The following is a 23,887-nucleotide window of genomic DNA, read 5'->3' as shown; positions in this document are numbered from 1 at the left end:
GAACGTCGGCCGATGAGCGCACAGGAGATCAGTCGCCGGCGGGCGTGGCTGATGGCCGCGCGACCGCAGACCCTCCCGGCGACCGCCGCACCGGTCGCCGTCGGCACCGGCCTCGCGGTCGGACGGGGCGTCGAACACCTCCTCGCCGCGGCCGCGGCGCTGCTCGGTGCCGCCCTCATTCAGATCGGCACCAACTTCGCCAACGACTACTACGACGCCGTCAGGGGCGCCGACACCGAGGACCGCGAGGGCTTCACCCGCGTCACGCAGTCGGGACTCATCCCCCCCGAGTCCGTCAAGCGCGCCACCTACCTCACCTTCGGGGCCGCCGTCCTCGTGGGCACGACGCTCGTCTACGTGGGCGGCCTCCCCATCCTGATCGTCGGCCTCCTGTCGGTCGCCGCCGGCTACGCCTACACCGGCGGCCCCTATCCGCTCGGCTACCACGGCCTCGGCGACCTCTTCGTGTTCGTCTTCTTCGGCGTCGTCGCCGTCACGGGAACGTACTACGTGCAGGCCGCCGCCGTCCTCGCCGGACCGTTCCCGCTCACTATCCCACCCGGGACGCTCCCGCCCGTCGCCGTCGTCGCCAGCCTCCCCGTCGCCGCGCTGTCGACGAACATCCTCGTCGTCAACAACGTCCGCGACATGGAGACCGACGCCCGGACGGGAAAGCGCACCCTCGCCGTCCGCCTGGGCTACCGCTGGAGTCGCGTCCAGTACGTCGCCCTCCTCGCGCTGGCGTATCTCGTCCCGCCAGCGCTGTGGCTCGCCGGCCCCGCCTCGCTCGCCGTCTGCCTCCCCCTCCTGACGCTGCCGCTCGCCGTCGCCGTCGCCCGCACCGTCTGCACCCGAACCGCGGGCGAGGCGCTGAACCCGGCGCTGGAGCGCACCGGCAAACTGCTCGCGGCCCACGCCCTCCTGTTCGGCGTCGGCCTCGCCGTCGGCCTATGAGGCGCCGCGAGTTCTCGCTCGACCTCGCGTCGCCGCTGTCGACCGCCCGGGGCCGTATCGAGCGACGCGAGGGCGTCCTCGTGGGGCTCGACGCCGACGGCGTCCGGGGGGTCGGCGAGGCCACGCCACTCCCGGGGTGGACCGAGTCGCTCGACGACTGCCGGGCGGCGCTCGACGCGGTTTCGGCGACGGAACACGGCGCCTTCGACGCCTTAGGCGACCCCGCGGACCCGCTGGCCGACGCCCCGCCGGCCGTCACCGACCCCCTCGGCGACGCCCCGGCGGCCCGCCACGCCGTCGAGGGGGCCCTCCTCGACGCGGCGGGTCGCCGGCGCGGGCGGTCGCTCGCCGCGCTCCTCGCCGACGACCCGGCGTCGACGGTGCCGGTGAACGCGACGCTCGGCGACGCGTCGGCCGAGGAGACGGTCGCGGCGGCCATCGACGCCGTCGACGCGGGCTTCTCGTGTCTCAAGGTGAAAGTCGGGGTCGGCGGCCTCGACCGGGACGTGACCCGCCTCCGGGCCGTTCGGGCGGCCGTCGGCCCCGAGGTGACGCTCCGGGCGGACGCCAACGGCGCGTGGGACCGCGAGACGGCGCGGGAGGCGGTCGCGGCGCTCGCGACGCTGGATCTGGCCTACCTCGAACAGCCGCTCCCGGCCGACGACCTGTCGGGGCACGCCGCCCTCCGGGGCCGCGGCGTCGACGTCGCGCTCGACGAGACGCTCGCCGCGACGTCGTTGGCGGCGGCCCTCGACGCCGGCGCCGCGGACGTCCTGATCCTGAAGCCGATGGCGCTCGGCGGCCCCGGTCGGACGTACCGGGGGGCGATGGCGGCGCGAGAGGCGAACGTCGACCCCGTGGTGACGACGACGATAGACGCCGCGCCGGCCCGGACGGCCGCGGTCCACGTCGCGGCCGCGATTCCCGACGTGCGGCCCTGCGGACTGGCGACGGGCGGGGCGCTCGAAGCCGACCTCGCGGCCGATCCGGCGCCGGTCGAGCGCGGGTCGGTCGACGTCCCGGACGGGCCGGGCGTCGCCGGTGCGGCCTTCGACGACCTGGTCTGAGCACCGCCGAAGCTATACGAATCGGCGCCGAACGGGAGATATGACGACGGGCCGCATGCTGTACGTGCTCGGACTGTTCGCCGTTCTCGTGTTCTCGCTCGGCATCGCCGTGGTCTGGGCACTGTCCTACGGGCCGCTGTGAGCGTCGCCGCCCGTGTCGTCGTCGGCGCCGTGTGAGACGCCCTCGCGGCGGTCGGCCCGCATCCGCCGGACGGCCGCCGCCGCGTTGCTCGCGTCGTAGCCGAAGTAGACGGCGTCGGCGTACGTCTCGGCCACCTCGGTGGCGTTCACGAGGGCGTCGACGTCCACGTCGACGGCGTAGAGTTCGACGGCGAGGTCGGGGTCGAGCTCCGAGAGCCGGCTCTCGAACCCCTTGACGATGGTCTCCAGCCAGTAGGTCGTCCCGTACGCGGTGTCGTAGACGGGGACGACGAACCGGTCGACCAGCGCCGCCAGCGCCTCGACGTCGACGCCGCTCCGGGCGCGCAGGTGGCCGGGGTAGGGATCGGGATACAGGGTGAGTAAGAGGTCGCCCGGCACCCGGTCGCGCACCGCGGCGACGAAGTCGGTGACGACGGACGCCCGCCAGTCCTCGCGGTCGTCGACGTCGCTCTCGGCGAAGCGGCGGTCGCACCGGTCACAGCGACAGTAGCCGTCGCGGGGGAAGCCGACGTCGTCGAGGCGGAGGTCCGGATTGGCGTCGACGCAGTCGTCGACGATTTCGAGCAACCCCTCGCGGTACTCCGCGTGAGTCGGACAGACGTACGACCAGTCGAAGTAGGGTCGCTCGCGGGTCGCGGGGCGCCCCTCGGCGTCGACGGCGGCCATCGAGGGGTCGTCGCCGACGGCGGCGTTGTCGCCGAAGGCCGAGACCATGTTGACTCCGGTCGAGAGCGGCGCGGCCGCCCGCCCGGTCACGTCCTTCACCTCGTAGCAGCCGACGTCGAACGCCGACCACTCCAGTTCCTCGGCGTTTCGCGTGACGACGCCGTACATACCCGTCGGTGGGGGGCACGGCGGGTAAGTCGTTCGCTCCCCGGCAGCGGGGAGCGAGAAGGGAGCTACTCCTCGACGTCGACTTCGACCGGTTCCTTGTCACCGGAGAGCAGGACGTAGCCGATTGCGATCAGTGCGAGCACCAGGATGAACTTCGTCTTCCCTGACATGGGCGTCCGTTGGGCCACCGGTCACAAAGCGGTTTCGCCCGACCCGCGGGCGTCGATGTGTTCGGCGACGTCCCCCTCGCGGACGATGGTGCCGCAGTACGCACAGCGGACGCCGTCCTCGAGGACGTCGAACTCGGTTTGGACGGGCTCGTCGCCGTTCGTGATGCAGTTGTGGTTCGGGCAGACGAGGATGCCGGTCACCGACTCGGTGCGCTCGACACGGTTCTTCTCGATCACCTCGTAGTCGCGGATGATGTTGATCGTCGCCTCCGGGGCGATCAGGGAGAGCACGTCCACCTCCGATTGGCTGAGTTCGCGGCCCTCGACTTTCACCACGTCCTTCAGCCCGAGCTTGTCGCTGGGGACGTTCATGCCGACGCTGACGCTCTCGCCGCCGCTGCCGTCGATGCCGAGGATGGCCAGGACGTTCAGCGCCTGGCCGGCGGTGACGTGGTCGATGACGGTACCGTTGCGGATCTTGCTGACGCGGAGTTCTTTCTCGCTCATCGGTCGCCTCCGAGCAGGGAGTCGAGCAGGGCCATCCGAACGGGGACGCCGTTGTGGGCCTGGTCGAAGTACTTCGCGCGCGCCGTCTCGTCTACCTCCGGGGCGATCTCGTCGACGCGCGGCAGCGGGTGCATCACCGTCAGGTCGTCGCGGGCGTCCGCGAGCACCTCGTTGTCGATGCGGTACTCGCCGGCGACCTCGCGGTACTCCCGTTCCTCGGGGAACCGCTCGCGCTGGATGCGGGTGACGTAGAGCACGTCGAGTTCGGGGAGCACCTCCGTCAGATCCGTGTGTTCGCGCACCTGCGCGCCCGCCTCGTGCAGGTCGTAGCGGACGTTCCGCGGCAGGCGCAGGCTCTCCGGGCTGACGAAGTGCTGGCGCACGTCGAAGTTGGTCAGCGCGTGGGCGAGCGAGTGGACCGTCCGCCCGTACTTCAGGTCGCCCATGATGCCGACGGTGATGTCGTCGAGCCCCGCGTTCTCGCGGATGGTGTAGAGGTCAAGGAGCGTCTGGCTGGGGTGCTGTCCGGCGCCGTCGCCCGCGTTGACGAGGGGCACCTCGACGAACTCCGAGGCGAGTTTCGCCGACCCCTCGCTCGGGTGTCTGAGGACGAGGGCGTCGGCGTACCCCTCGATGACCCGCACGGTGTCCGCGAGGCTCTCGCCTTTCTTGACCGACGACGACTCCACCGATCCCATGTCGATGGTCTCGCCACCGAGGCGCTTCATCGCCGTCTCGAAGCTCATCTTCGTCCGGGTGCTGGGCTCGAAAAAGCAGAGCGCGAGCACGCGCCCGTCGTGCCGGCCGCGGACGAACTCGGGGTCGGCGTCGATGGCCGCCGCGTGGTCGAGCACCGCCTCGATGTCGTCCCGTGAGAGGTGGGCCGCACTGATGAGGTGGTCCTGTAACATTACGTGTGTGAGCCACCCGCGGCGTCTTCAATCCCCCGGAGCTACGGCCAGTTGCCGCCGTCGTCGAACGCGTCCGCCACCCGGTCGATGGCGACGACGTACGCGGCCCGCCGGAAGTTCGGAGCGTCCGTCGATTCGTAGGTGTCGACCAGGCGGTCGAACGCCTCGGTGATGACCCGTTCGAGTTCGTCGTTCACACGCTCCTCGGTCCACGAGAACCGCTGTCGGTTCTGCACCCACTCGAAGTAGGAGACGGTGACGCCGCCCGCGTTCGCGAGGATGTCGGGGAAGACGTAGACGTCGCGGTCGGTGAGCACGTCGTCCGCGTCGGGGGTCAGCGGCCCGTTGGCCGCCTCGACGACCACGTCCGCCCGCACGTCGCGGGCGACGTCGGCGTCGACGGCGTTCTCCAGCGCCGCCGGAACGAGCAGATCCACGTCGGCCGTGAGCAGTTCCTCGTTCGTCAGTTCCTCGGCCGCGTCGGGGTAGCCGACGACCGATCCCGTCTCCCGCTTGTGGTCCTTGACCGCCTCGGTGTCGAGGCCGTCGGCGTCGTAGATGCCGCCCTGCGAGTCGCTGACGGCCACCACCGTCGCCCCCACCTCGTCGAGGAGGCGGGCGGCGACCGACCCGGCGTTGCCGTAGCCCTGGACCGCGACCGTCGCGCCCTCGATGCCGCCGCCGAGGTAGTCGAACGCCTCGCGGGCGGTGAGCATCGTCGACCGGCCGGTCGCCTCGATACGCCCCGCGCTCCCGCCGGAGGACGGCGCCTTCCCGGTCACGACGCCGGGCTCGGTGGTCCGCTCCAGCGTCTCGTAGGTGTCCTTGATCCAGTTCATCTCCCGCTGACCCGTGTTCACGTCGGGGGCGGGGATGTCGCGGTCCTCGCCGATGAAGGGGTGGAGTTCCACCGCGAAGGCGCGGGTGATCCGTTCGAGTTCGCTCTCGGAGTACTCCCGCGGGTCGAACGCGATGCCACCCTTCGCGCCGCCGTAGGGGATGTCGACCACGGCACACTTGTAGACCATCCACCCCGAGAGGGCCGTCACCTCGTCCTGCGTGACGTTCGGGTGGTATCTGATGCCGCCCTTGTAGGGGCCGCGGTCGCCGTTGAACTGGACCCGGTAGGCGTGGAACTGCTCGACCGAGCCGTCGTCCATGTCGACCGAGAGCGTCGTCTCCAGCACGCGCTCCGGACGCTTGAGCCGCTCGATCACGTCGTCGTCCGCGTCGAGATAGGCCGCGGCGTCGTCGATCTGCTCCTGGAGGCTCTCGAACGGATTGATTTCCGCCATCTGACCCGCCGGTTCGCCCTCCTGCAATACAGTCCTTTCGACCGACGGGCCGCGGTCACCCGTCCTCGTTCGCCCGGTCGAGGATGCGCTCGGCCCGCGCGAGCAACGGTGCGTCGATCATCTCGCCGTCCACCTCGAAGACGCCCCGGTCGTCGGCGTCGGCCGCCTCCCGTGCCGAGAGGACCCGCTTCGCCCACGCCACCGCCTCCTCGTCCGGCGCGAACGCCTCGGCGACGACCGGCACCTGATCGGGGTGGACGGCCAACTTCCCGTCGTAGCCGAGCGTCGCGGCGAACTCCGCGGCGGAGCGGAGGCCGTCCAGGTCGTCGAGGTCCGTGTAGACCGTGTCGATGGCGTCGACGCCCGCCGCGCGCGCCGCCACGACGACGTGTTCGCGGGCGTAGAGCACCTCGGTCCCCTCCTCGGTTCGGGTCGCCCCGAGGTCGGCCGCGAGGTCCTCCGCCCCGAAACAGAGCGCGTCGACGGGGTCGAGCGCCGCCACCTCGCGCGCGTCGAGGACGCCCGTCGCCGTCTCGACGATGGCGAGGACGGGGATCGACAGGCCCCGCGCTTCGAGGGCGTCGGCGAGGGCGCGCACGCTCTCGACGCCGGCCTTCGGGGCCATCACGGCGTCGGGACCGCCGGCCTCCCCCATCAGGGCGTCGAGATCCGTCGCCGCGGCGTCCGGGTCGGCGGCGACGCGAACCGCCACCTCGACGTCCGGGTGGTCGAACGCCGGGTCCGCGAGCAGGTCTGCCACGGCCGCTCGCGCCTCGTCCTTCCGGGCGGGCGCGACGGCGTCCTCGAGGTCGAACACGACCGTGTCGGCACCGGTTGCGGGCGCCTTCCGACACAGTTCCGGGCGGTCGCCCGGCGAGAACAGGAGGGTTCGGCGAGCCATACGGTGGCGTCGACGTCCGGAGGCATGAATCCTCGGCCCTGTCAGCCGAGGACGACGACCCCGACGGTGAACAGGTTGACGAGGGTCGCGAGGGTCCAGGGGAGCGCCAGTCCGGCGGGGACCAGCCCCCGGTAGTCGGCGGGCATCACGACCCACCCCGCGAGGCCGACGCCGACCGCGCCGCCCTTCAGGGCCGCGAGCGCCGGGAGCACGCCCACCTCGGCGATGAGGGACGCGGCGACGGGGTTGAGTTCGGTCAGCCCGAGGCGGATGCCGACGAGGGTGAGCGCGCCGTCGAGAAGCAGTGCGGCGACCGTGAGAGCCCAGAGCCACCCCGCGTAGGCCGTGGGCCGGGCGGCGAGGCGGGCGAGGGAGGACCCGCCGACCGACGGCCCGACCGTCTCGGAGGAGCGCGCGGCCTCCGTCCGGTTGGTTGACATACCTCATCCGTGGAGGACCACCCCCGTGAGTATACGCGGCATACGCGGCGTAAATGACCGATTACCGCGAGGGATCGCTCGCCGAGTCAGTCGAGCGTCGACTCCAGCCGGTCGATCAGGGGGGCGTTGCCGAGGTGGACCGGCGTCCGGTCGTGGAGGCCGTCGGGGGCGACGTCGAGCAGCGACCGCTCGCCGTCGGAACTCCGGCCGCCGGCCGATTCGATCACGTATCCCACGGGGTTGCCCTCGAACTGGAGTCGGAGTTTGCCGGCCGGCGCCGACTCCAGTGCGGGGTAGGCGAAGACGCCGCCGTAGGTGAGCACCTGGTTCACGTCGCCGATCATCGCCCCGCCGTAGCGGAGTTTGAGTTCGGATTCGATCCCCTCGACGTAGGCCGCGAAGTCGTCGGGCCAGTCGGGGACGCGCCCGCCGAAGCCGTACACGGTCGGGTCGTCGGGCAGCGTCACGTCCTCGCGCAGCGCCGTCGCTTCCCCGTCCTCGATCAGGTACTCCGTCGTCGAACCCTCGTGAGCGAAGGCCATGGTAGTGATCGGCCCGTAGAGGACGTAGCCCGCGGCGACCAAGTCCCGGCCTCGAGCGGGGAGCGGTGCGTCGTAGACGCCGACGATGGTCCCCATGACGTTGTTCGGCTTGAGGTTCGAGGAGCCGTCGAGGGGGTCGACCGCGACGGAGAGACCGCTCCCCGTATCGATCACGGCTTCCCGCTCCTCGCTCGCATACTCCCCGACGCCGTCGAGGCCGCCGAGGCGCTCTTCGAGCAGTTCGTCGGCGTACTCGTCGGCCGCCAGCCGGCGGTCGCCGGTGGGGTTCTCGGCGTCCGACTTCTCGCGGCGGCCGGGCAGCCCCGCCCGGATCTCGGGGGCCGCCGCGGCCACCGCCTCGCGGACCGCGGCGACGGTGTCGGAGCGGTCCATCAGTCGCTGGCTTCGATCCCGCCGGTGGCGGCGAGGGCCTCGTCGACGGACGCGTCGTCGAAGATGACGGCTTCGAGTCCATCGAGGATCGCCTCGGGGTTCTGCCGCTGGAAGACGTTGCGCCCGACGGCCAGCCCGTTCGCGCCGGCGTCCATCGCCTCGCGGACCGTCGAGAGGAACGCCTCGTCGCTGGTCTTCGACCCGCCGCTCATGACGACCTTCATGTCGCCCGCGCTCCGGACGGCCCAGTTCATCGCGTCGGCCGAGCCGGGATACTTCACCTTCGCGATGTCGGCGCCGAGTTCGAGGCCGAGTCGGGCGGCGTAGGCGATGGTGTCCGGGCTCGTGTCGTCCTTCAGTCCCTGCCCGCGGGGGTAGGACCACATCACGACGCCCATGTCGTGTTCGCGGGCCGCCTCCTGGGCGTCGCGGAACTCCTCGAACATCTCGACCTCGTGGTTCGAACCGCCGTAGACGGTGAAGCCGATGGCGTCCGCGCCGAGGTCGGCCGCGTAGTCGACCGACCAGTTGACCGACGAGTCGGGCTCCCCCATCCAGAGGTTGCTCGTACCGTTGAGCTTCGCCAGCAGCGTCACGTCGTCCTCGTAGGAGGGGTAGTACGCCTCGGCGACGCCCTTCTGGACGGCGACGGCCGTCACGGCGTCGTGGGTCGCCACGTCGAACACCGTCGCGGGGTCGGTCGTCTCCGGCACCGGCTCGAAGTCGACCGGGCCGTGTTCGAGTCCGTGGTCGTACGCGAGGATCAGTGCCTTGCCGTCGCGGGTGATCGCGGAGTCAGCACCGGGGATCATGTATAGGACATTCCGACGAATTCACACATAAAGCGTGTGGTCGGGCGCGAGGAGCGCGGGCAGTCGGCTCGCGGACGCCTCAGCGGACGGTTATCTGGCCGATCATCCCCGAGGCGGCGTGAGGCACACAGACGTAGGTGTAGTCGCCCGGCTCCTCGAACAGGTGTTTGTAGCTGTCCCCGGCCTCTCGGAGTGCGACGTGGTTCACGTCGTCGCCCGAGTGGTCGTAGCTCGCGAACGGCTCCGCCCCCGCCGGGATCGACACGTCCGGGTGGGCCTCGGGGTGGCCGGAGACGTTGTGACCGCCGCTGTCGAACACCCACTCGACCACGTCGTCCACCGAGATGGCCATGTTCGCCGGCTCGAACTGGAGACTGCCGCCGGGACCGACGGTGATCGTCGCGTCCGCTTCGACGAGTTCAACCATGGCCTCGTCGAGTTCCTCGCTCGAAATGCCCGGCGCCGTGGTCGTGGGCGTCGCCGTCGGCTCTGGCGTCGCCGTCGGCTCCGGCGTCGCCGTGTCGTCCGCCGGCACCCCCGCCGCGTTCGCCCGGTCGCCACCGAGTTCGGTCGTCGCCAGCCACCCGCCGGCGCCGACGACGCCCGCGCCGAGGACGCCCAGCGCCCGACGGCGAGTCACGAGTCCGTCGTCGCCGTCGTCGGCATCACGCTCCGTCGCCGTCGACCCGTCGGCCGACGATTCACGGCCGCCGGCCGCGGCCGACGCGGCGCTGGCGAAGGGGTCGTTGGACGGCGCGGCGGCCGCACCCGCAGCGCTCCCACCCGCGCCGGCGACGATCCGCTCGAACAGCCGGTCCAGCGCCTTCCGGAACGGGAGGACGCCCTCGTAGCGGTCGGCCTTCCGTTTCGCCAGCGCTGGCATGACCACCTCGTCGACCGCCGGCGGCAGACTCGAGGCGACAGCCGACGGCGGCTCCGGCGTGTCCTGCAGGACGCGCCGCATCACCGCCGCCGCGGAGCCCGTGAACGGCGGCTCGCCCGTCAGGAGCGCGTAGGTCACCGCCCCGAGTTGGTAGACGTCGGTCAGATCGTCGGCGCTCCCGAACGTCTCCGAATCGAACTGTTCGGGCGCGGCGTAGGTGGGGGACAGCCCCTCCACGCTGTTGGAGTGTCGGAGCAGGAGTTTGGCGAGTCCCCAGTCGCTCACCTTCGGGTAGTCCCAGGTTCCCGGTCCCGTCTCCCGGAGGAGGAGGTTGGTCGGTTTGAGGTCGAGGTGGGCGACGCCGTGACGGTGGCCGTGCCGGACCCCCTCGGCGACGCGGCCGGCGAGCCACAGCGCCTCGGGCAGGTCGATATCCCCCAGTCGCCCCGCGAGCGTCCCGCCGTCCATGAACTCGAGGGCCAGCCACGGGAGCGGCTCCGTCCCCCAGCCGTACACCGTCACGACGTTGTCGTGGTCGTCGAGACGGTCCCAGGTTTCGGCCTCGTTCGCGAACTTCTCGATGGCCCGCTCCTGAATCGTCCCCTCGAAGCGCGGTTGCTTGACGGCGACCGTTTCACCACCCTCGACGGTCGCCCGGTAGACGTCCGCGTCCCCACCGGTGCCGATGCGCTCCCCCAGTTCCAGCGCCGCGAAGTCGAACTCGGACACCGGAAGCGGCGGCACCGCCGCCGGAATCCGGTCGTGGTCGTCCGGTCCCATGGTTCGGTCCTACTGTCACGCGTGTATCACCACCTCATAAATGGTGGGATCGGGGCGTCGGCCGCCGGCACTGCCCCGTTCGCTAGCCTTACAACCTTGCCGTGCCCACGACCTCCCAATGCGAGAACTCAGCGACATCGACACCGTCGGGGTCGTCGGCGCCGGGACGATGGGCAGCGGCATCGCACAGGTCGCCGCCACCGCCGGGTACGACGTGGTGATGCGCGACATCGAGGACGACCTGGTCGCGGACGGCTTCGACCGCATCGACGACAGCCTCTCCCGGTTCGTCGAGAAGGACGAACTGACACGGGAGGAGGCCGACGCCGCCGTTTCCCGCATCTCCGGAACGACCGACCTCGACGACCTCGCGGCCTGCGACTACGTCGTCGAGGCCGCCGTCGAGAACATGGAGATCAAGCAGGACGTCTTCGCTGACCTCGATGCCGCCGTCGACGACGACGTGGTGCTCGCGACCAACACCTCCACGCTCTCCATCACGACCATCGCGTCGGCGACCGACCGGCCGGAACTCGTCGTCGGCCTCCACTTCATGAACCCGGCACCGATCATGGAGGGTCTGGAACTCGTCGTCGGCGAGAAGACCAGCGACGCGACCGTCGACCTCTCGCACGCCCTCGCCGAGGACTTCGGCAAGACGACCTGGGAGTCCGACGACAAGCCCGGCTTCGTCGTCAACCGCGTGCTGATGCCGTGGATCAACGAGGGCATCCGCGCCTACGACGAGGGCGTCGCCTCGAAGGCCGACATGGACTCGGGACTGAAACTCGGGACGAACGTCCCGATGGGGCCGCTCGAACTCGCGGATCACATCGGCCTCGACGTCTGTCTCGACGCCAGCCAGACGCTCCACGAGGAACTCGGCGACCGCTACAAGCCGCCCTACCTCCTCAAGCGGAAGGTCGACGCCGGCGACCTCGGCCGGAAGACGGGCCAGGGCTTCTACGAGTACGACTGATCGCCGCCACCGGTCGCCGGTCGTGACGACGGCCCCGCGACCCGGACAGTGGCCCTTTTCACCTCGGCCGCCCTGAGCGTCACCGATGGAAGTCGCCATCCTCACCGTGGGTGACGAGGTGCTCGCGGGCGACACCGAGAACACGAACGCGACGTGGCTCGCGGGTCGGCTGACCGACGCCGGCGCGACGGTCACCCGCATCCTGACCGTCCCGGACGACCGCGAACTGATCGACGAGACGGTCCGCGAGTGGTCGGCGGCGTTCGACGCCGTCGTCGTCACCGGCGGCCTCGGCGGAACCCACGACGACGTGACGGCCGACGCCATCGCGGACGCCTTCGACCGCGACCTGGTCGTCCACCCGGCCGTCCGCGAGGACGTGGTCGAGACCGTCGCCGCCTACCGCGACGAGAACCCCGACCTGGTCGAGGCCCACGACCTCGACATCGACGTCGACGCCTGGGCCGCGCTCCCGGAGGGGAGTCGCCCGCTCGTCAACCCCGAGGGGCTGTGTCCCGGCTGCGTCCTCGCGAACGTCTACGCGTTCCCGGGCGTCCCCGCGGAGGTGCGCGCGCTCTTCGACCTCGTGGCGGGGGAGTTCGGCGGCGACGCCGTCTCGGCCACGCTGTACACCCCACAGCCCGAGGGATCGATGGTCGAGGCGCTCGCCGGCGTCCGCGAGCGGTTCGACGTGACGGTCGGGAGCTACCCGAACACCGGCGGCCGGAACCGCCTGAAGATCACGGGCACCGACGGCGAGGCCGTCGCCGAGGCGGCCGCGTGGCTCCGCGAGCGGATCGACGTCGTCGAGCGGTGAGAATCACGACTGATTCTGCGGGCCGTGCGTTTAACCCCCGTCCGCTCCACCCTCCGCCAGATGATCGAGGCCGACTCCCTCCGGAAGACCTACGGCGACTTCCCCGCCGTGGTCGGCAGTACCTTCGACGTGGATCGGGGCGAAATCTTCGGCATCGTCGGCCCGAACGGCGCGGGCAAGACGACGACGCTGAAGATGCTCGCCGGCCTCGTCGAACCCTCGGCCGGATCGGCCACCGTCGCCGGATTCGACGCCGCCGATCCCGAGATGCGTCGCTCCCTCGGCTTCCTCCCCGAGGAGTCACCGCTCTACGAGGACATGACCGCCCGCTCGTATCTCGACTTCTTCGCCGACCTCTACGGGGTGCCGAGCGGGACGGCGACCGAGCGGATCGAGGGGACGCTCGACCGCCTCGAACTCGACCACCGCGACCGGCGACTCGGCGACGTGTCCAAGGGGATGAAACGCAAGGTGGCCATCGCCCGGTCGCTGGTGAACGACCCCGACGTGCTGATCTACGACGAACCCGCGAGCGGCCTCGACCCGCTGACGACCAACTACGTCCTGGAGTTCGTCCGGGAACTCCGCGACGCGGGCAAGACCGTCCTCTTCAGCGCCCACAACCTCTATCACGTCGAGAGCGTCTGTGACCGGGTCGCGATCATGAACCGCGGCGAAATCGTCGCCCGCGGGACCGTCCCGGAGATACGCGAGGAGTACGGCACCACCGAGTACCGCGTGTTCACCTCCGTCTCCCTCCCCGAGACGGATCCGGCCGGCGACCGCCACGCCGTCACCGTCGCGGACATGGACGCCGTCGAGGGCGTGCGCGAGGCGGCGGCCGCGGCCGGCGGCGAGGTGGTCGACATCCGCACCGACGAACCGAGCCTCGAGGAGATATTCCTGGATCTGGCGGCCGAGTCGGACGACGGCCCGCGGGAGGCGCAGTGACGGCGCCGTCGCCGTCGGCACGCCTCGGTCGTCTCGGCGAACGGCTCCGGGACTGGATCCGGGCGGTCGCCCGCATCGCCCGCTGGGAGGTGAGCCGGAGCGTCGGCGTGATCGACCGCCGAACCGCCGCGCTCGGCCTCGTGGCGCTCCTGTTCGCGGGCGCCGTCGGCGGCGCGGCCGTCGCCACGGGCGGCGTCGCCCTCGACCGGGACGTCTACCGGGTCGGCGTCGCCCCCGACAGCCCCTACCACGAGGTGGTGCGGGAGAGCCCGGCACTCGCGGCGCGGCCCCCCGACCTCGGCTCGCTCGGCCGCGGCGTCGAGGTGGTCGTCCGCGACGGCCGGTTCTACGTCGCCGACTCCCGCAAGGCCGAGGCCGCGCTGTCGACGTTCCGGAGCGCCGTCCGCCGGCACAACCTCGACAGCATGCGCGACGAGGCGAACGTCTCGGCGGCGTTCCCCGTCGTCGTCACGCTCCAGTACGCGGATCGGAGCGGCGTGGGCGGTGCCGCGGCCGTCGAGGGCGGCGGGAGCGCCGCCGCCGGTGGGAGTACCGACGCCGGTGGGAGTACCGACGCCGGTGACGGGGCCGGCGGCGGGACCGACGACGGTCGTGGCCGTGACGCGGGTGGCGACGCCGGCGGCACTCCCGCCGACGCCGGCGGGTCGGACACGGCAGCGGACACCGCGGCCGACGGCCTCACCGACGCCGACGGCTCGCTCGGCGTCCCGTTGCTCGGGGGGAGTAGCCTCCTCGGCGGCACCTCCGGGTCGCCGGCCGACATCTCGCCGCCCTTCCCCTTCGGTGCGCTCGTCCTCGCGTTCGTCTTCTTCGTCCCCATGAACTTCGTCATCCAGCCCTACGGGAGCAGCGTCCTCAACGAGCGGATCAACCGCCGGGGCGAACTCCTGCTCGTCGCGCCCGTCACGCCGTCGGCCATCGTCGCCGGCAAGACCCTGCCCTACCTGACCGTGCTCGTCGGCCTGACGGCGCTGGTCGCCCTCGTCATCGGCGGCGGGGTGACGAGCGTCGCCGCCGTCGCCCCCATCGCCGCGCTCTACCTCGCGGCGACGTTCGTCGGCGGCATGTTCGCCCGCTCGTTCAAGGAACTCACCTTCGTCACCGTCACCATCTCCGTCTTTCTCACCTCCTACGCGTTCGTCCCCGCAATCTTCACGAACGTGACCCCCATCGCGCTCATCTCGCCGCTGACGCTCGTCGTCCGTGACCTGCAGGGGACGGGCGTCACCCTCGCCCAGTACGCCTTCTCGACCGGCCCCTTCTACGTCGGGTCGGCCGTCCTCTTCCTCCTCGGCGTCGGCGTCTACCGCGAGGAGGACATGTTCACCCAGCGGTCCGTCCCGCTGAAGTTCCTCGACGCGCTCGACAGCCGGATCGCGGGGAGACGGTCGATGGCCGTCCTGAGCGCGCTCTCGATTCCCTTCGTCTTCATCGCGGAACTCCTCGCCATCGCCGTCCTCTTCGTCCTCCCCGTGGACGTGTCGATTCCCCTCCTCCTGCTCGTCGTCGCCGCCGTCGAGGAGGTGGCCAAGAGCGTCCACGTCTACGCGGGGTTCCGAAACGAGTTCGCCGACCGGCGGACCCTCCGTACCGCCCTCGTCCTCGGGTCGCTCTCGGGGCTCGGCTTCTTCCTCGGCGAGAAGCTGACCGCCGTCGTCCAGTTCGTCGGCCTGCCGGACCTCGCGCTCGGACGGGCGGCCTTCACCCCCGTCGGCGTCGAGTCGGGCGTCGCCCTCGGCCTTCTCCTTGCCCCCCTCGTCCTCCACGCGACGACGACGAGCATCGCGGCGCTGGGGGCGAGTCGCTCCCGCGAGTGGTATCTCGCGACGCTCGTGCCGGCGACGCTGCTACACGCGGCCTACAACCTCGCGGTGGTGAGCGCCCTTGGCTGATCCGCGAGTCACCATCGCGAAGCGGGAGCTCGCGACGCTCCGCTCCGAGAAGACCATCGTCCTCGCCTTGCTCATCCAACTGTTCATCGCCGCGTTCTCGTCCTTTCTCGTCGTCGGGCTGGTCTCGCTGTACGATCCGGGGAGCGTGGAGGGGTTCGACACCGAGGTGGCAGTCACCGGCGACGCGAGCGACGACCTGCTCCGGGTGGTCGACGAACAGCCGTCGATCACGGGGCGAGCCTACGCCTCACAGACGACGGCACGGGCCGCGTTCGAGCGCGGGGAGGTGGACGCCGTCCTCCTCGCGGACCGCCGGGCCGGCCGGGTGTTCGTCTCGGCGACGGTGCCCGACGGCAACGTGCGGACGACGATCATCGTCGTCCAGTTGCGGGACGCGCTGTCGCGGTTCGAGCGGGTCGAGCGGTCGGCCCGGTCGTCGTTCCTCTCGTCGACGCCGCTCGACCTCCCGCCACGGAGCGACGCCTCGCCGTACTACGGGTTCAGTTACACCGTGTTGCTGCCGCTGCTTTGCTTTCTCCCCGTCTTCATCAGCGGCTCGATGACCGTCGACTCGCTGACCGAGGAGGTGGAGCGCGGGACGCTCGAACTCCTCCGGGTCGCCCCCGTCTCGACCGTCGACATCGTCGACGGCAAGGTGTGGGCCGCCGCCGGCCTCGCTCCCGCGCAGGCGGCGCTCTGGATCGCGCTCCTCCACCTCAACGGGACGACCGTCCGCCACCCCGTGGCCGTCCTGGTCGTCGTCGCGGCGCTCTCCCTCCTGGTCGTGACGCTCGGCGCGACCATCGCCCTGCTCTCCCCGGATCGGCGGGCGGCGCAGTTCCTCTACTCCGTGGGCGTCCTCGTCGCCTTCGGCGGGTCGACGCTCCTGCCGGCCAACCCCGTCAACGCCGTGGCCCGCCTCGCCGTCGACAGCGTCGGCCCGGGCACCCCGGTTCTCGTCGCCGGATACGTCGCCATCGGCGTCGGCGCCTACCTCCTCCTCCGGCGCGCGGTGCCGCGGATCGGGGTCGTCGAGTGAGCGCGACCCCGAAACACACTCAAGGCCCGCGCGAAAGGCACAGGCATGGGTCTTGGAAGTACGGCGAAGAAGCTCCAGCAGATCGCCGACATGGCCGAGGACGTCTACGCGCGTCTGAATCAGCTCAAAGAACAGGTGCGGGAGACGCGGGAGACGGTCGACGAGACGAAAGATCGGGTCGACGACCTCGACCGGGAACTGGCCGAACAGCGGGCCATCCTCGACGCCCTCGCCGACCGGGAGGGGATCGACGTGGAGGCGATCACCGCCGAGGTCCACGTCGTCGACGCCGAGGACGTGGCCGGGGACGAGGAGGGCGACGACACCGCCTCCGACGCCTGACTACTCGCCCCCGCGTCGCCGTCGGTGTTCGACCTTCATACAGCGATCCTGAACGACGAGCAACCCCGCCTCGCGGGCCCGGGCGGCCGCCTCGTCGTCGCGAATCCCCCGCTGGAGCCAGATGCCCCGCACGTCGCCGCGGGTCCGCGAGCGCTCGATGGCGGCGTCGACGATGCCGCTCACCTCCTCGCTCGGTCGGAACACGTCGACCAGATCCACCGACTCGCTCACGTCCGCGAGACTGTCGGCGGCCGGCCGCCCCAGCACCTCGTCCCGGTTCGGATTGACCGGGACGACGTCGTACCCCCGCTCCCGAAGGTACGCCGGCACGTCGTGGGCCGCCTTGCCTGGCGTCCCCGAGCAGCCGACGACGGCGATGCGGTCGGCGTCGAGCAACGCGTCGATATCCGTGTCGGTCATTCGTCTCCCCTACGCGCCACCGACTCAAGAATCACCCGCTACCGGCCCGGCAGGTTCGCCGTCGGGTCGCCGTCCTCTCGGGTCTCGATCACGCCGTCGAACAGCTGTTTGAGCGTGTTCATCGTCTTGTCGTCGTGGGCCGAGGAGTCGATGGCGTAGAGGCCGAGCCCGTCGACGCTCTGGACGCGTCCCGTGAACACGTGGAGGAACCGAAACACCGTCTGGAGATCCGAGTACATCAGGAGCGTCGACAGCGAGTCGAGGAACACCCGGTTGCGCTCCACGCCCCGCTGCTCGTAGAACTCCTCCAAGAGTTCGGAGAACTTGATCCCGACACCGGTCATGTCGACGGGCGAGGAGGTATACCGCACCTGCGTGTCGTCGCGCACCTCGCCGCCCTGCTGTCGGGTCACGCAGTCGACGACGGCGACCGGACGGTCGGCGTAGTCGACGCGCTCACCGAGGTCCTCGAAGACGCGCTTGGCGCCGTCCGTGTTGCTGACGACGATGGCGGCGTCACCGTTGCCGATGCCGTGTGCGAGCACGTCGAACGCGAGCCCCTTCTTGCCGCTGAGTGCAGGACCGGAGAGCAGCAGGTTCGTCCCCTGCTCGACCTCGACGTCGAGCGGCGGACCGAGGTCATACATCGCGAACCCTCGCGGGGAGCCTCGAACGGGGATATCTCCCACCCTGCGGACGACACGACTCTCCGGAAATCATGAGGTAGTATGAACATATAGTGAGCCGGTAATATTCTTTTTGATTGCGCAGAATCGAGGGATGAGACGCCGATACGGAGAAACCCACCGTGCCGACGTGTCTCGCCCCCCGATAGACATTGTCGTTCTGATATGTACCGGCGCGAATCGCGCCATTTAACACCGGCCACCGAGTCTCAAGGGACGAGGGGCGCTTAGCTCAGCCTGGACAGAGTGTCTGGCTTCGGACCAGATTGTCGCGGGTTCAAATCCTGCAGCGCCCATCGTTCCGCGACGAACGAAGTGAGGAGCGGAAGATGTACCGCGACGGATCTGAATCAGGGAGCGAGCGCAGCGAGCGACCGTGGTTCAAAATCCTGCAGCGCCCATACAGTTGGAGTGAAATAATCGCCAGATTGCGTGGCAATTATCGGTCGAACAGTTCTGATTTTGCTTTCGTTCGATGGGCGAGTGGATGTTACCGGGATTCGCGTACGTCCAAATTGGGACCTACAGAGAAAATCGATCACACACTGAGTTAGCGCGTGTCGAACGAGGCGATCACATCACTCGTCGAGTACGTCTCAACCAGGTCCTGTTCGTCGAAGTCGGAGTCATCACTCCAGATGGCCGCATCTCGGGCGATGGCACAGGCCAGATACAGTACATCGTCGGGATCGGTGTCGCCAATTGCTTCGTCCGCGCTCCTGATAGCCGGATAGAACTCGCTGGCGGGGACAACGTCGATGTATTGGAACAGAAGGTCGATGAACTGTGTCACTCGGTCCGGTTTCATCCCGGATTTCTCGACGATTAGATCCTCGTAATTCTCTATTTCGTCGTGGACGAACGCGGGTGTCAAAAGGTCGGGTTCGAGCGTGACGATAAGCTCCCGAGTTTTTGAATCAGCGATGAGTGCAGAGATGACGACGTTAGCGTCGATGACCAACTTCATTCGTCGAATTTACGTCTATTCCTCGTCAACGCGAGTTCGTCCACTCTCGTTGATTTTATCCGCAATCTCCCGTACGTCACTCTCGGTGAGTTCGCTCTCGCTGGTGAGTTCGTCCATCACTTCGAGCGTCTCGATCTTCTCTTGGATGGCCTGTCGCGTGACCTCACTCCAGTTGATTTCGGGGTGCTTTTCCATACGCTCTTTCAGGTCGTCGTCCACGTTGACCGTGATAGTTGGCATACACAAAGCTATGTGAACACAGGATACTGTGTCTTTCGGTGTATTTCATACCCACTGAATTCGGACGCCTCACGCCTGGAAGGTCGATTCGTTCGACAGTGGAACCGGAGCCTGCAGCGCCCATGATTTTGCGACGGCCGTAGGGGAGGAGCTACATCGAAGCGTTCGGCCGCTCACCCCAGGATCGGGATCTCGACCTCCTGCTCGAAAAGCACGGCCCGGGAAAACTCGCGGCCGCACTCACGTACGCGATTCCCCACGCCGAGGGCGAGATGTCGGAGCGAGTGGCTGCCCGAGAGCTCGATCTCCAGTACGCCTTCGCTATCGCCGTCTTGCAGGCCCTCCGAGAGGTCGTCCTCGATACGAAATCGGTCGATCCGTACTTCGAGGATACTCGGAGTGCCTGCGAGCAACCGTCCCGGACAGAGGATTGGGAACCTGAGACTCGTGAGGATTCTATCCATTAGAGAGACGTAGAGGAAATACTAGTTTTTTGCAGGAAAGTATTTTTATCTCTGGTCGATTAGTCGTTAGCACCCATGACCACACCTGACGCCCCCGACGAACGCTGGGAGGGGGACGTGAACGAGGCCGTCATCGAGGAGTGGAAATCCGACACGACCACGTTTGACCGCGTCCGGAGCGTCATCGACGTCACCACTGAACCAGAGGCCGTCAGCACGCTCGCCGACCGCGCACGCGTGAGCGAGCCGACTGCGAGGAAGTACCTCGCTGCGCTGGCGGAGACGGGCCGCGTCAAAGCAGTGAACGCGGATTCCGGAACCCGGTACATGCGCGCGCCACAGATGCTGGCCATGCGGCGTATCTCGGCCATCCACCGCGAACACACCAAGAGCGAAATCCGGGACGCCATCCACGACCTCAAAGAAGAACTGAGCGAGTTCCGAGGGCAGTACGACGTGACTGACGTCGATGAACTCGCTCTCGAGTTGGACCCCGGCGACGACGGTTGGCAAGACGTCACCCGCTGGCAACAGGTCGAACAGAACCTCGAGATCGCACAGGCAGCACTCTCGCTGTACGACTTCGATCCCGACGACAGCCAGTCCGCTGCTGCTCGCGTCGCAGATTCCAGTACCGTCGTCCAGGGCTCGACGCGTGAACGGGGTGCGCTCAGTGACGACACCGAGCAATCGACGGCATAGATGGAGCCCGACGCAGATATCGAGGGCGAAGTCGGACCGCTCGACGATACGGCGTTGGAACAGATCCGGGAGGAGTTCACGGGGGTAGATGGCCTCGTTTCGGAAGCCGGATTCGACAGCCTGCTGGATCCGACGAAACTCGTCGTGCGTCTCGATGATGGGATCGGAGACGCAGACTGGTGCCGGTTCGACGTGCGGTGGTACCGAAGGGGGTACTACAATTTCCACCACACCGACGAGCAGGCCGTTGACTTTCGATTCGACTTCCATCCGAAACCGGACGCCCCGGACAAGCACGTTCACGAACCGCCGGACGCCCCGTCAGAGACCCCGCCGCGCTCCTGCATTACCGTTACCGAGCCGAAGCTAGTCACACGAGCCGTACATCACCTCTGGCGTCGCACGTACGAAACGGGCTCTCTCGAACTGCTGAACGAGGCGGACAATCCACCCTGAACGGCGTTAGTACCCTCTCTGGCGCGAGTTCAGCCGGCCACCGTTCTCTCCGTGACGATACAGTGCTGGCGCATCGCGTTCCGTCGGTGCTCTTCCCGATGGGCGAGACGTAACTAGCCGGGCAGCACTCGCCGATGGCGAGGTACTCGGTGTGTCGTTGTGTGGCAAGTCTCAGAGAAGTCCGTCGCCTGCGAGAGATGGAGAGCGCCAGGGGCTCGATTACAGGTCGTCCAGGTAGTCCCGGCCCGGTCCGCGATCCCCTGCACCGGCGTCGAGGCGGCAGTGGTAGAAGTCGGCGTGGTTTCGGACGAACAGCGGGGCGTCGGTTCCTTCGGGGTGCCCTCACTCGTTCGCGACGGGGTTGGGACTCGGCTCGTGCTGGATGTCCGGGTCGAGATCGATGCCATGCGGCCCGGTGCGTCATCGCACGGGGGTCGAAGCGAGCTCTCGGGCCTCTGCCGTCGGTTGGATCTTGTGGTCGGCGTTTCGCTCGTAGTAATCGTCGAGCTCCGAGCTGAGGTATCGCCAGGCGTCTTTCCCGCTGGCGAGACCCCATTCGTCGGCCAACTCCCCGTTGGAGGTCGGGGCCAACCGAACGATGTCCGCGACTCGGGAGCGGACTTGCGGATCGACGGGAGAGGTGTCCGTCGGACGGGCACGCGGCTCGGGTGCGGGGACGTCGGATGGATCGATCCCGTCGATCCAGCGTCCACCGTCCCAGTCGAAGACGCCGCCGTGTTCGCTGGCGTATCTGATGAACGCGCGGAGCGCGTTGTTCCACGGTGCGTCGTCTTCGATGGCGGCCTTGTTGCCGACCACGACGAACTGATCTTTCGGGCGGGTGCAGGCGACGTTGAATCGGTTCGCGTTCCCCGCGAATTGCAGCCCGGATTTCTCGGTGTTGACGGCGCTGAAGACGATCGTCTCACGCTCGCGGCCCTGGAAGCCGTCGACGGTCGAGACTTCGACACTCCCGTAGTCGGTGAGCTCGTCGCCGATCAGGGTGCGTTGTCCGCGATAGGGGGTGATGACGCCGAGTTCGGATTCGGGGACGCCGTGCTCGTCGACGAGGTGGGCGACGAGGGCAGCGACGACGTCGACCTCTGCGGTGTTGACGGAGCCGCTGAAGCGTTTGCGCCAGGATTGCTCGCCGGCGACGTCCACGAACGTCACTGGCGGGCCGTCGCAGATGGCTTCGACGTTCGAATCGGGCTCGTCGGCGGGGGTCCACTCGAACCCGCTGGGGCAGGAGTCGTCGACGGTGATGTTCCCGTCGTAGACGTGTTCCTGGGAGAAGCCGATGATGTCGGCGTGGCTCCGGTAGTGGTAATCGAGCCACTGGTCGATGTCGTATCGGTTGCGGAGAAACGAGAAGATGGAGGCGTCGTCGGGCGGGCTGCCGTCGCTCGTCGAGAGGGTTTTGAGGACCGGCTGGAGCTGGTGGTGGTCGCCGACGACGACCCACTTCTTCGCGTTGATCATCCCGAGGAGGCCGAGTGGAACGGGGATTTGGCTCGCTTCGTCGATGATGACCGTATCGAACTGGACCTGCGCGAGGCCGCCGAGTTGGGAGCGGACGATCGTCGCGCCGGTAATGTCCGCGTTCTCGATGGAGGCTCTCTCCGCTCTCGACTGGAGCGTCTGGATCTTCCGCCGCGTTTCGGAGAGCTTGGCCTGCTTCGCGTCGATCCCCTCCTCGGCCTCGCTCAGCTGCGTGCTGCTTACGGGTCCGGTTTCGGCCGCCCGTTGCAGCAACTCGTATCGGTCCTGATCGTGCTCCAGTTGTGCCCCCATGTTGCTGATCTCCGATTTGAGCGTCTCCACCTCGTCCAGCAACTCCGAGACGGAGTCGTCGTCACTCTCGTCGACGACCTTCGAGAGCATCACTTCGGACGTGCCCTTCGACATTTTCTCCGGCCGGCCGGCCCGGACGAGTTGGTGCGTGTCTCGATGGCCGAGTTTCTCGATGACGTTGTCGACCGCGATGTTGGTGTGTGACGTGACGAGGACGGACTCGCCGCGGTTGGCGAGTTCGTGAGCCGCTTTGGCGATGACCTCGGTCTTCCCGGAGCCAGGAGGGCCAACGACGAGTGAGAGGTCGCCGGGGCCGAGACCGAGGATCTCGGCCAGCACGGACCGCTGGGAGTCGTCCAGTTCGAATCCATCGAGACTTCGCGCCCCGTCTAGTTCGACGGGCGTCGCCGGCGTGATCGCGGGTCGATCCAGCGTGTTGGACAGGTGCGGGCCGTTGGCCGCGAGTTTCGCCACCGTCGGATCCGGGTCCTGCTCGGTCCGCCAGCCTGCGAAGTCGCGGCGCAGCTCCCGCAACAGCCCGAGTTGCTGGGTTGTCGCGATCATCGTTTCGGAGCTACAGACCGTAATGTCCCGTCCCGATTCGAGGCTCGCCGCGACGCCGCCCCAGTAATCGACCTGGATGTCGCGGTTATCGATATTCACGACGCGCCCCATGTCGTGGAGGCTGCCGTCGACGATCCGGCCGATCTGCCCCCCCTCCTCGATCCATCCGGGGAGCGAGGTCTTCGAGCGGAGGACGAGGAATCGCTGCTCGACGTTTTGGTTCAGGACGGTGACGTCGAGCTGTTCGCGCCACTTCGAGTCGCTCTGTTCTTCCCCTTCGGCGAAGACGAGCGCCGACCAGCCGGGGAACCGCGTGCCACACGAATCACAGCGGTAACGGAACGGGGGTTCGAGGCCGTCGCCGCAGTAATCGCAGTACTCGTGCGGAACCCCCTCGTCGGTGTGGGCGTCCTCGATGCGCTTGAGTTCCAGCGTGTTCGCGTCGAAATACGACCGGACTGTCTCGACCTCGGCAGCGATGTCGCGCCGGGAGACGTCCCGAAGGAAGTCGTCGACGTAGCGTCCGAGGATGGCGAAGCCAACCGACAGCTCGCCCTCCGTGCGGGCGGCGACCTCCGACCCGACGGCGTGGACGGTCGCGGCGACCGCCGCGTCCGTCCCGTAGCGCTCTTTACAGAACGCGATTCCGCGCGTCGGGTGCGTCTCGAGCCACGTGACTTGCGTGCCGAAGTCGGGAAGGTCGTAGTGCAGATACGGCGGCCGATTTTCGGTGAGGTAGCCGCCGTCTGCGAGCACGTTCACGAGGTGCATCGTCTCGGGAGAGACGTCGAGGTCGATCGCGATCTGCTGGTACACCCGCCAAGGAACCATGGTACTGTGAATCCGAGTCGAACGTTTATACATTTGCCAAGAGGACGATGAGCGGGGGTATCACCGGATCC

The 23,887-nt window shown here is 68.6% G+C and carries 24 protein-coding genes, 1 tRNA gene and 1 pseudogene; 12 read left to right on the top strand and 14 right to left on the bottom strand.

The genetic code is table 11. The features are described from left to right. The first annotated feature begins 12 nt into the window (after positions 1-12). Positions 13-954, top strand: coding sequence for a 1,4-dihydroxy-2-naphthoate polyprenyltransferase (locus tag NBT67_RS03580; RefSeq protein ID WP_251343440.1), 942 nt, complete (start codon positions 13-15; stop codon positions 952-954). Next, positions 951-2,021, top strand: a complete 1,071-nt coding sequence (locus NBT67_RS03575; protein WP_251343439.1) for a mandelate racemase/muconate lactonizing enzyme family protein — start codon at positions 951-953, stop codon at positions 2,019-2,021. Before NBT67_RS03580 ends, NBT67_RS03575 begins: the two co-directional genes overlap by 4 nt. 126 nt (positions 2,022-2,147) lie before the next feature. Here the strand turns inward: NBT67_RS03575 and NBT67_RS03570 are convergent, their stop codons facing one another. From NBT67_RS03570 to NBT67_RS03530, 9 genes are all read right to left on the bottom strand, one after another. Further along, complete coding sequence (locus tag NBT67_RS03570) at positions 2,148-3,017, bottom strand: hypothetical protein (RefSeq protein WP_251343438.1); 870 nt, start codon at positions 3,015-3,017, stop codon at positions 2,148-2,150. 191 nt (positions 3,018-3,208) lie between these two features. Beyond that, on the bottom strand, positions 3,209-3,694 hold the full coding sequence (gene pyrI / locus NBT67_RS03565) for an aspartate carbamoyltransferase regulatory subunit (protein ID WP_251343437.1): 486 nt from the start codon (positions 3,692-3,694) through the stop codon (positions 3,209-3,211). Then, the gene (pyrB, locus tag NBT67_RS03560; protein WP_251343436.1) at positions 3,691-4,605 is read right to left on the bottom strand and encodes an aspartate carbamoyltransferase; all 915 of its coding nucleotides are present in this window, start codon (positions 4,603-4,605) and stop codon (positions 3,691-3,693) included. The genes pyrI and pyrB overlap by 4 nt, the downstream gene beginning before the upstream one ends. A gap of 41 nt (positions 4,606-4,646) precedes the next feature. Then, positions 4,647-5,900, bottom strand: coding sequence for a Glu/Leu/Phe/Val family dehydrogenase (locus NBT67_RS03555; protein WP_251343435.1), 1,254 nt, complete (start codon positions 5,898-5,900; stop codon positions 4,647-4,649). Positions 5,901-5,955: 55 nt separating this feature from the next. Next, complete coding sequence (locus tag NBT67_RS03550; RefSeq protein WP_251343434.1) at positions 5,956-6,801, bottom strand: HpcH/HpaI aldolase/citrate lyase family protein; 846 nt, start codon at positions 6,799-6,801, stop codon at positions 5,956-5,958. 41 nt (positions 6,802-6,842) lie between these two features. Beyond that, entirely contained in the window at positions 6,843-7,241 is a 399-nt protein-coding gene (locus NBT67_RS03545) for a DUF5658 family protein (protein WP_251343433.1), read from the bottom strand. Between the two features lie 86 nt (positions 7,242-7,327). Further along, positions 7,328-8,176: a class 1 fructose-bisphosphatase gene (locus NBT67_RS03540; protein ID WP_251343432.1), complete on the bottom strand. Its 849-nt coding sequence runs from the start codon at positions 8,174-8,176 to the stop codon at positions 7,328-7,330. Beyond that, on the bottom strand, positions 8,176-8,988 hold the full coding sequence (locus tag NBT67_RS03535) for a class I fructose-bisphosphate aldolase (protein ID WP_251343431.1): 813 nt from the start codon (positions 8,986-8,988) through the stop codon (positions 8,176-8,178). Before NBT67_RS03535 ends, NBT67_RS03540 begins: the two co-directional genes overlap by 1 nt. A gap of 79 nt (positions 8,989-9,067) precedes the next feature. After that, on the bottom strand, positions 9,068-10,651 hold the full coding sequence (locus tag NBT67_RS03530) for a serine/threonine protein kinase (RefSeq protein ID WP_251343430.1): 1,584 nt from the start codon (positions 10,649-10,651) through the stop codon (positions 9,068-9,070). 118 nt (positions 10,652-10,769) lie between these two features. Between NBT67_RS03530 and NBT67_RS03525 the strand changes: the two genes are divergently transcribed. From NBT67_RS03525 to NBT67_RS03500, 6 genes are all read left to right on the top strand, one after another. After that, the gene (locus NBT67_RS03525; RefSeq protein ID WP_251343429.1) at positions 10,770-11,630 is read left to right on the top strand and encodes a 3-hydroxyacyl-CoA dehydrogenase family protein; all 861 of its coding nucleotides are present in this window, start codon (positions 10,770-10,772) and stop codon (positions 11,628-11,630) included. A gap of 85 nt (positions 11,631-11,715) precedes the next feature. Next, positions 11,716-12,447: a competence/damage-inducible protein A gene (locus tag NBT67_RS03520; RefSeq protein ID WP_251343428.1), complete on the top strand. Its 732-nt coding sequence runs from the start codon at positions 11,716-11,718 to the stop codon at positions 12,445-12,447. Positions 12,448-12,507: 60 nt separating this feature from the next. Next, the gene (locus NBT67_RS03515; protein ID WP_251343427.1) at positions 12,508-13,398 is read left to right on the top strand and encodes an ABC transporter ATP-binding protein; all 891 of its coding nucleotides are present in this window, start codon (positions 12,508-12,510) and stop codon (positions 13,396-13,398) included. After that, positions 13,395-15,311, top strand: a complete 1,917-nt coding sequence (locus tag NBT67_RS03510; protein ID WP_425498892.1) for a PrsW family glutamic-type intramembrane protease — start codon at positions 13,395-13,397, stop codon at positions 15,309-15,311. The genes NBT67_RS03515 and NBT67_RS03510 overlap by 4 nt, the downstream gene beginning before the upstream one ends. Continuing rightward, positions 15,304-16,350: an ABC transporter permease gene (locus tag NBT67_RS03505; protein ID WP_251343426.1), complete on the top strand. Its 1,047-nt coding sequence runs from the start codon at positions 15,304-15,306 to the stop codon at positions 16,348-16,350. Before NBT67_RS03510 ends, NBT67_RS03505 begins: the two co-directional genes overlap by 8 nt. A gap of 45 nt (positions 16,351-16,395) precedes the next feature. Continuing rightward, a complete protein-coding gene (locus NBT67_RS03500; RefSeq protein WP_251343425.1) occupies positions 16,396-16,692 on the top strand; it encodes a DUF5798 family protein in 297 nt (98 codons plus the stop codon). Here NBT67_RS03500 and NBT67_RS03495 read toward each other — a convergent pair whose 3' ends face one another. Together NBT67_RS03495 and NBT67_RS03490 are read right to left on the bottom strand one after the other, a co-directional pair. Continuing rightward, positions 16,693-17,112: a CoA-binding protein gene (locus NBT67_RS03495; protein ID WP_251343424.1), complete on the bottom strand. Its 420-nt coding sequence runs from the start codon at positions 17,110-17,112 to the stop codon at positions 16,693-16,695. Between the two features lie 38 nt (positions 17,113-17,150). After that, positions 17,151-17,759, bottom strand: a complete 609-nt coding sequence (locus tag NBT67_RS03490; protein WP_251343423.1) for an RAD55 family ATPase — start codon at positions 17,757-17,759, stop codon at positions 17,151-17,153. Between the two features lie 260 nt (positions 17,760-18,019). On the opposite strand from NBT67_RS03490, the gene NBT67_RS03485 reads away from it, so the two are divergent. Continuing rightward, a tRNA-Arg gene (locus NBT67_RS03485) sits at positions 18,020-18,094 on the top strand. A gap of 254 nt (positions 18,095-18,348) precedes the next feature. On the opposite strand, the gene NBT67_RS03480 is transcribed toward NBT67_RS03485, so the two are convergent. Further along, a complete protein-coding gene (locus NBT67_RS03480) occupies positions 18,349-18,765 on the bottom strand; it encodes a PIN domain-containing protein (RefSeq protein WP_251343422.1) in 417 nt (138 codons plus the stop codon). A gap of 15 nt (positions 18,766-18,780) precedes the next feature. Further along, positions 18,781-19,005: a hypothetical protein gene (locus tag NBT67_RS03475; protein ID WP_251343421.1), complete on the bottom strand. Its 225-nt coding sequence runs from the start codon at positions 19,003-19,005 to the stop codon at positions 18,781-18,783. 155 nt (positions 19,006-19,160) lie between these two features. Between NBT67_RS03475 and NBT67_RS18155 the strand changes: the two are divergent. The 3 genes and pseudogenes from NBT67_RS18155 to NBT67_RS03460 form a co-directional block, all read left to right on the top strand. Then, positions 19,161-19,472, top strand: a pseudogene (locus NBT67_RS18155) (DUF7437 domain-containing protein); the annotation flags it as partial. A gap of 72 nt (positions 19,473-19,544) precedes the next feature. Next, a complete protein-coding gene (locus NBT67_RS03465; RefSeq protein WP_251343419.1) occupies positions 19,545-20,171 on the top strand; it encodes a DUF7342 family protein in 627 nt (208 codons plus the stop codon). Continuing rightward, complete coding sequence (locus NBT67_RS03460) at positions 20,172-20,627, top strand: toxin-antitoxin system TumE family protein (RefSeq protein ID WP_251343418.1); 456 nt, start codon at positions 20,172-20,174, stop codon at positions 20,625-20,627. It begins immediately after the preceding gene. 420 nt (positions 20,628-21,047) lie between these two features. Here NBT67_RS03460 and NBT67_RS03455 read toward each other — a convergent pair whose 3' ends face one another. Next, positions 21,048-23,816, bottom strand: a complete 2,769-nt coding sequence (locus tag NBT67_RS03455) for a DUF5797 family protein (RefSeq protein WP_251343417.1) — start codon at positions 23,814-23,816, stop codon at positions 21,048-21,050. Positions 23,817-23,887: the final 71 nt, after the last annotated feature.

It is taken from the genome of Haloplanus sp. GDY1 (assembly GCF_023703775.1).
Lineage (GTDB): Archaea > Halobacteriota > Halobacteria > Halobacteriales > Haloferacaceae > Haloplanus > Haloplanus halophilus.
This window is presented reverse-complemented; position numbering and strand designations above follow the sequence as displayed.

Excerpts from the sequence above, each read along its gene's own strand:
- NBT67_RS03500 (WP_251343425.1), top strand. The coding sequence starts at position 16,396 with ATGGGTCTTGGAAGTACGGCGAAGAAGCTCCAGCAGATCGCCGACATG.
- NBT67_RS03465 (WP_251343419.1), top strand. The coding sequence starts at position 19,545 with ATGACCACACCTGACGCCCCCGACGAACGCTGGGAGGGGGACGTGAAC.
- NBT67_RS03545 (WP_251343433.1), bottom strand. The coding sequence starts at position 7,241 with ATGTCAACCAACCGGACGGAGGCCGCGCGCTCCTCCGAGACGGTCGGG.
- NBT67_RS03495 (WP_251343424.1), bottom strand. The coding sequence starts at position 17,112 with ATGACCGACACGGATATCGACGCGTTGCTCGACGCCGACCGCATCGCC.
- NBT67_RS03525 (WP_251343429.1), top strand. The coding sequence starts at position 10,770 with ATGCGAGAACTCAGCGACATCGACACCGTCGGGGTCGTCGGCGCCGGG.
- NBT67_RS03555 (WP_251343435.1), bottom strand. The coding sequence starts at position 5,900 with ATGGCGGAAATCAATCCGTTCGAGAGCCTCCAGGAGCAGATCGACGAC.
- NBT67_RS03520 (WP_251343428.1), top strand. The coding sequence starts at position 11,716 with ATGGAAGTCGCCATCCTCACCGTGGGTGACGAGGTGCTCGCGGGCGAC.
- NBT67_RS03530 (WP_251343430.1), bottom strand. The coding sequence starts at position 10,651 with ATGGGACCGGACGACCACGACCGGATTCCGGCGGCGGTGCCGCCGCTT.
- NBT67_RS03460 (WP_251343418.1), top strand. The coding sequence starts at position 20,172 with ATGGAGCCCGACGCAGATATCGAGGGCGAAGTCGGACCGCTCGACGAT.
- NBT67_RS03535 (WP_251343431.1), bottom strand. The coding sequence starts at position 8,988 with ATGATCCCCGGTGCTGACTCCGCGATCACCCGCGACGGCAAGGCACTG.
- NBT67_RS03490 (WP_251343423.1), bottom strand. The coding sequence starts at position 17,759 with ATGTATGACCTCGGTCCGCCGCTCGACGTCGAGGTCGAGCAGGGGACG.
- NBT67_RS03475 (WP_251343421.1), bottom strand. The coding sequence starts at position 19,005 with ATGCCAACTATCACGGTCAACGTGGACGACGACCTGAAAGAGCGTATG.
- NBT67_RS03455 (WP_251343417.1), bottom strand. The coding sequence starts at position 23,816 with ATGGTTCCTTGGCGGGTGTACCAGCAGATCGCGATCGACCTCGACGTC.
- NBT67_RS03580 (WP_251343440.1), top strand. The coding sequence starts at position 13 with ATGAGCGCACAGGAGATCAGTCGCCGGCGGGCGTGGCTGATGGCCGCG.
- NBT67_RS03550 (WP_251343434.1), bottom strand. The coding sequence starts at position 6,801 with ATGGCTCGCCGAACCCTCCTGTTCTCGCCGGGCGACCGCCCGGAACTG.
- NBT67_RS03575 (WP_251343439.1), top strand. The coding sequence starts at position 951 with ATGAGGCGCCGCGAGTTCTCGCTCGACCTCGCGTCGCCGCTGTCGACC.
- pyrI (WP_251343437.1), bottom strand. The coding sequence starts at position 3,694 with ATGAGCGAGAAAGAACTCCGCGTCAGCAAGATCCGCAACGGTACCGTC.
- pyrB (WP_251343436.1), bottom strand. The coding sequence starts at position 4,605 with ATGTTACAGGACCACCTCATCAGTGCGGCCCACCTCTCACGGGACGAC.
- NBT67_RS03480 (WP_251343422.1), bottom strand. The coding sequence starts at position 18,765 with ATGAAGTTGGTCATCGACGCTAACGTCGTCATCTCTGCACTCATCGCT.
- NBT67_RS03570 (WP_251343438.1), bottom strand. The coding sequence starts at position 3,017 with ATGTACGGCGTCGTCACGCGAAACGCCGAGGAACTGGAGTGGTCGGCG.
- NBT67_RS03540 (WP_251343432.1), bottom strand. The coding sequence starts at position 8,176 with ATGGACCGCTCCGACACCGTCGCCGCGGTCCGCGAGGCGGTGGCCGCG.
- NBT67_RS03515 (WP_251343427.1), top strand. The coding sequence starts at position 12,508 with ATGATCGAGGCCGACTCCCTCCGGAAGACCTACGGCGACTTCCCCGCC.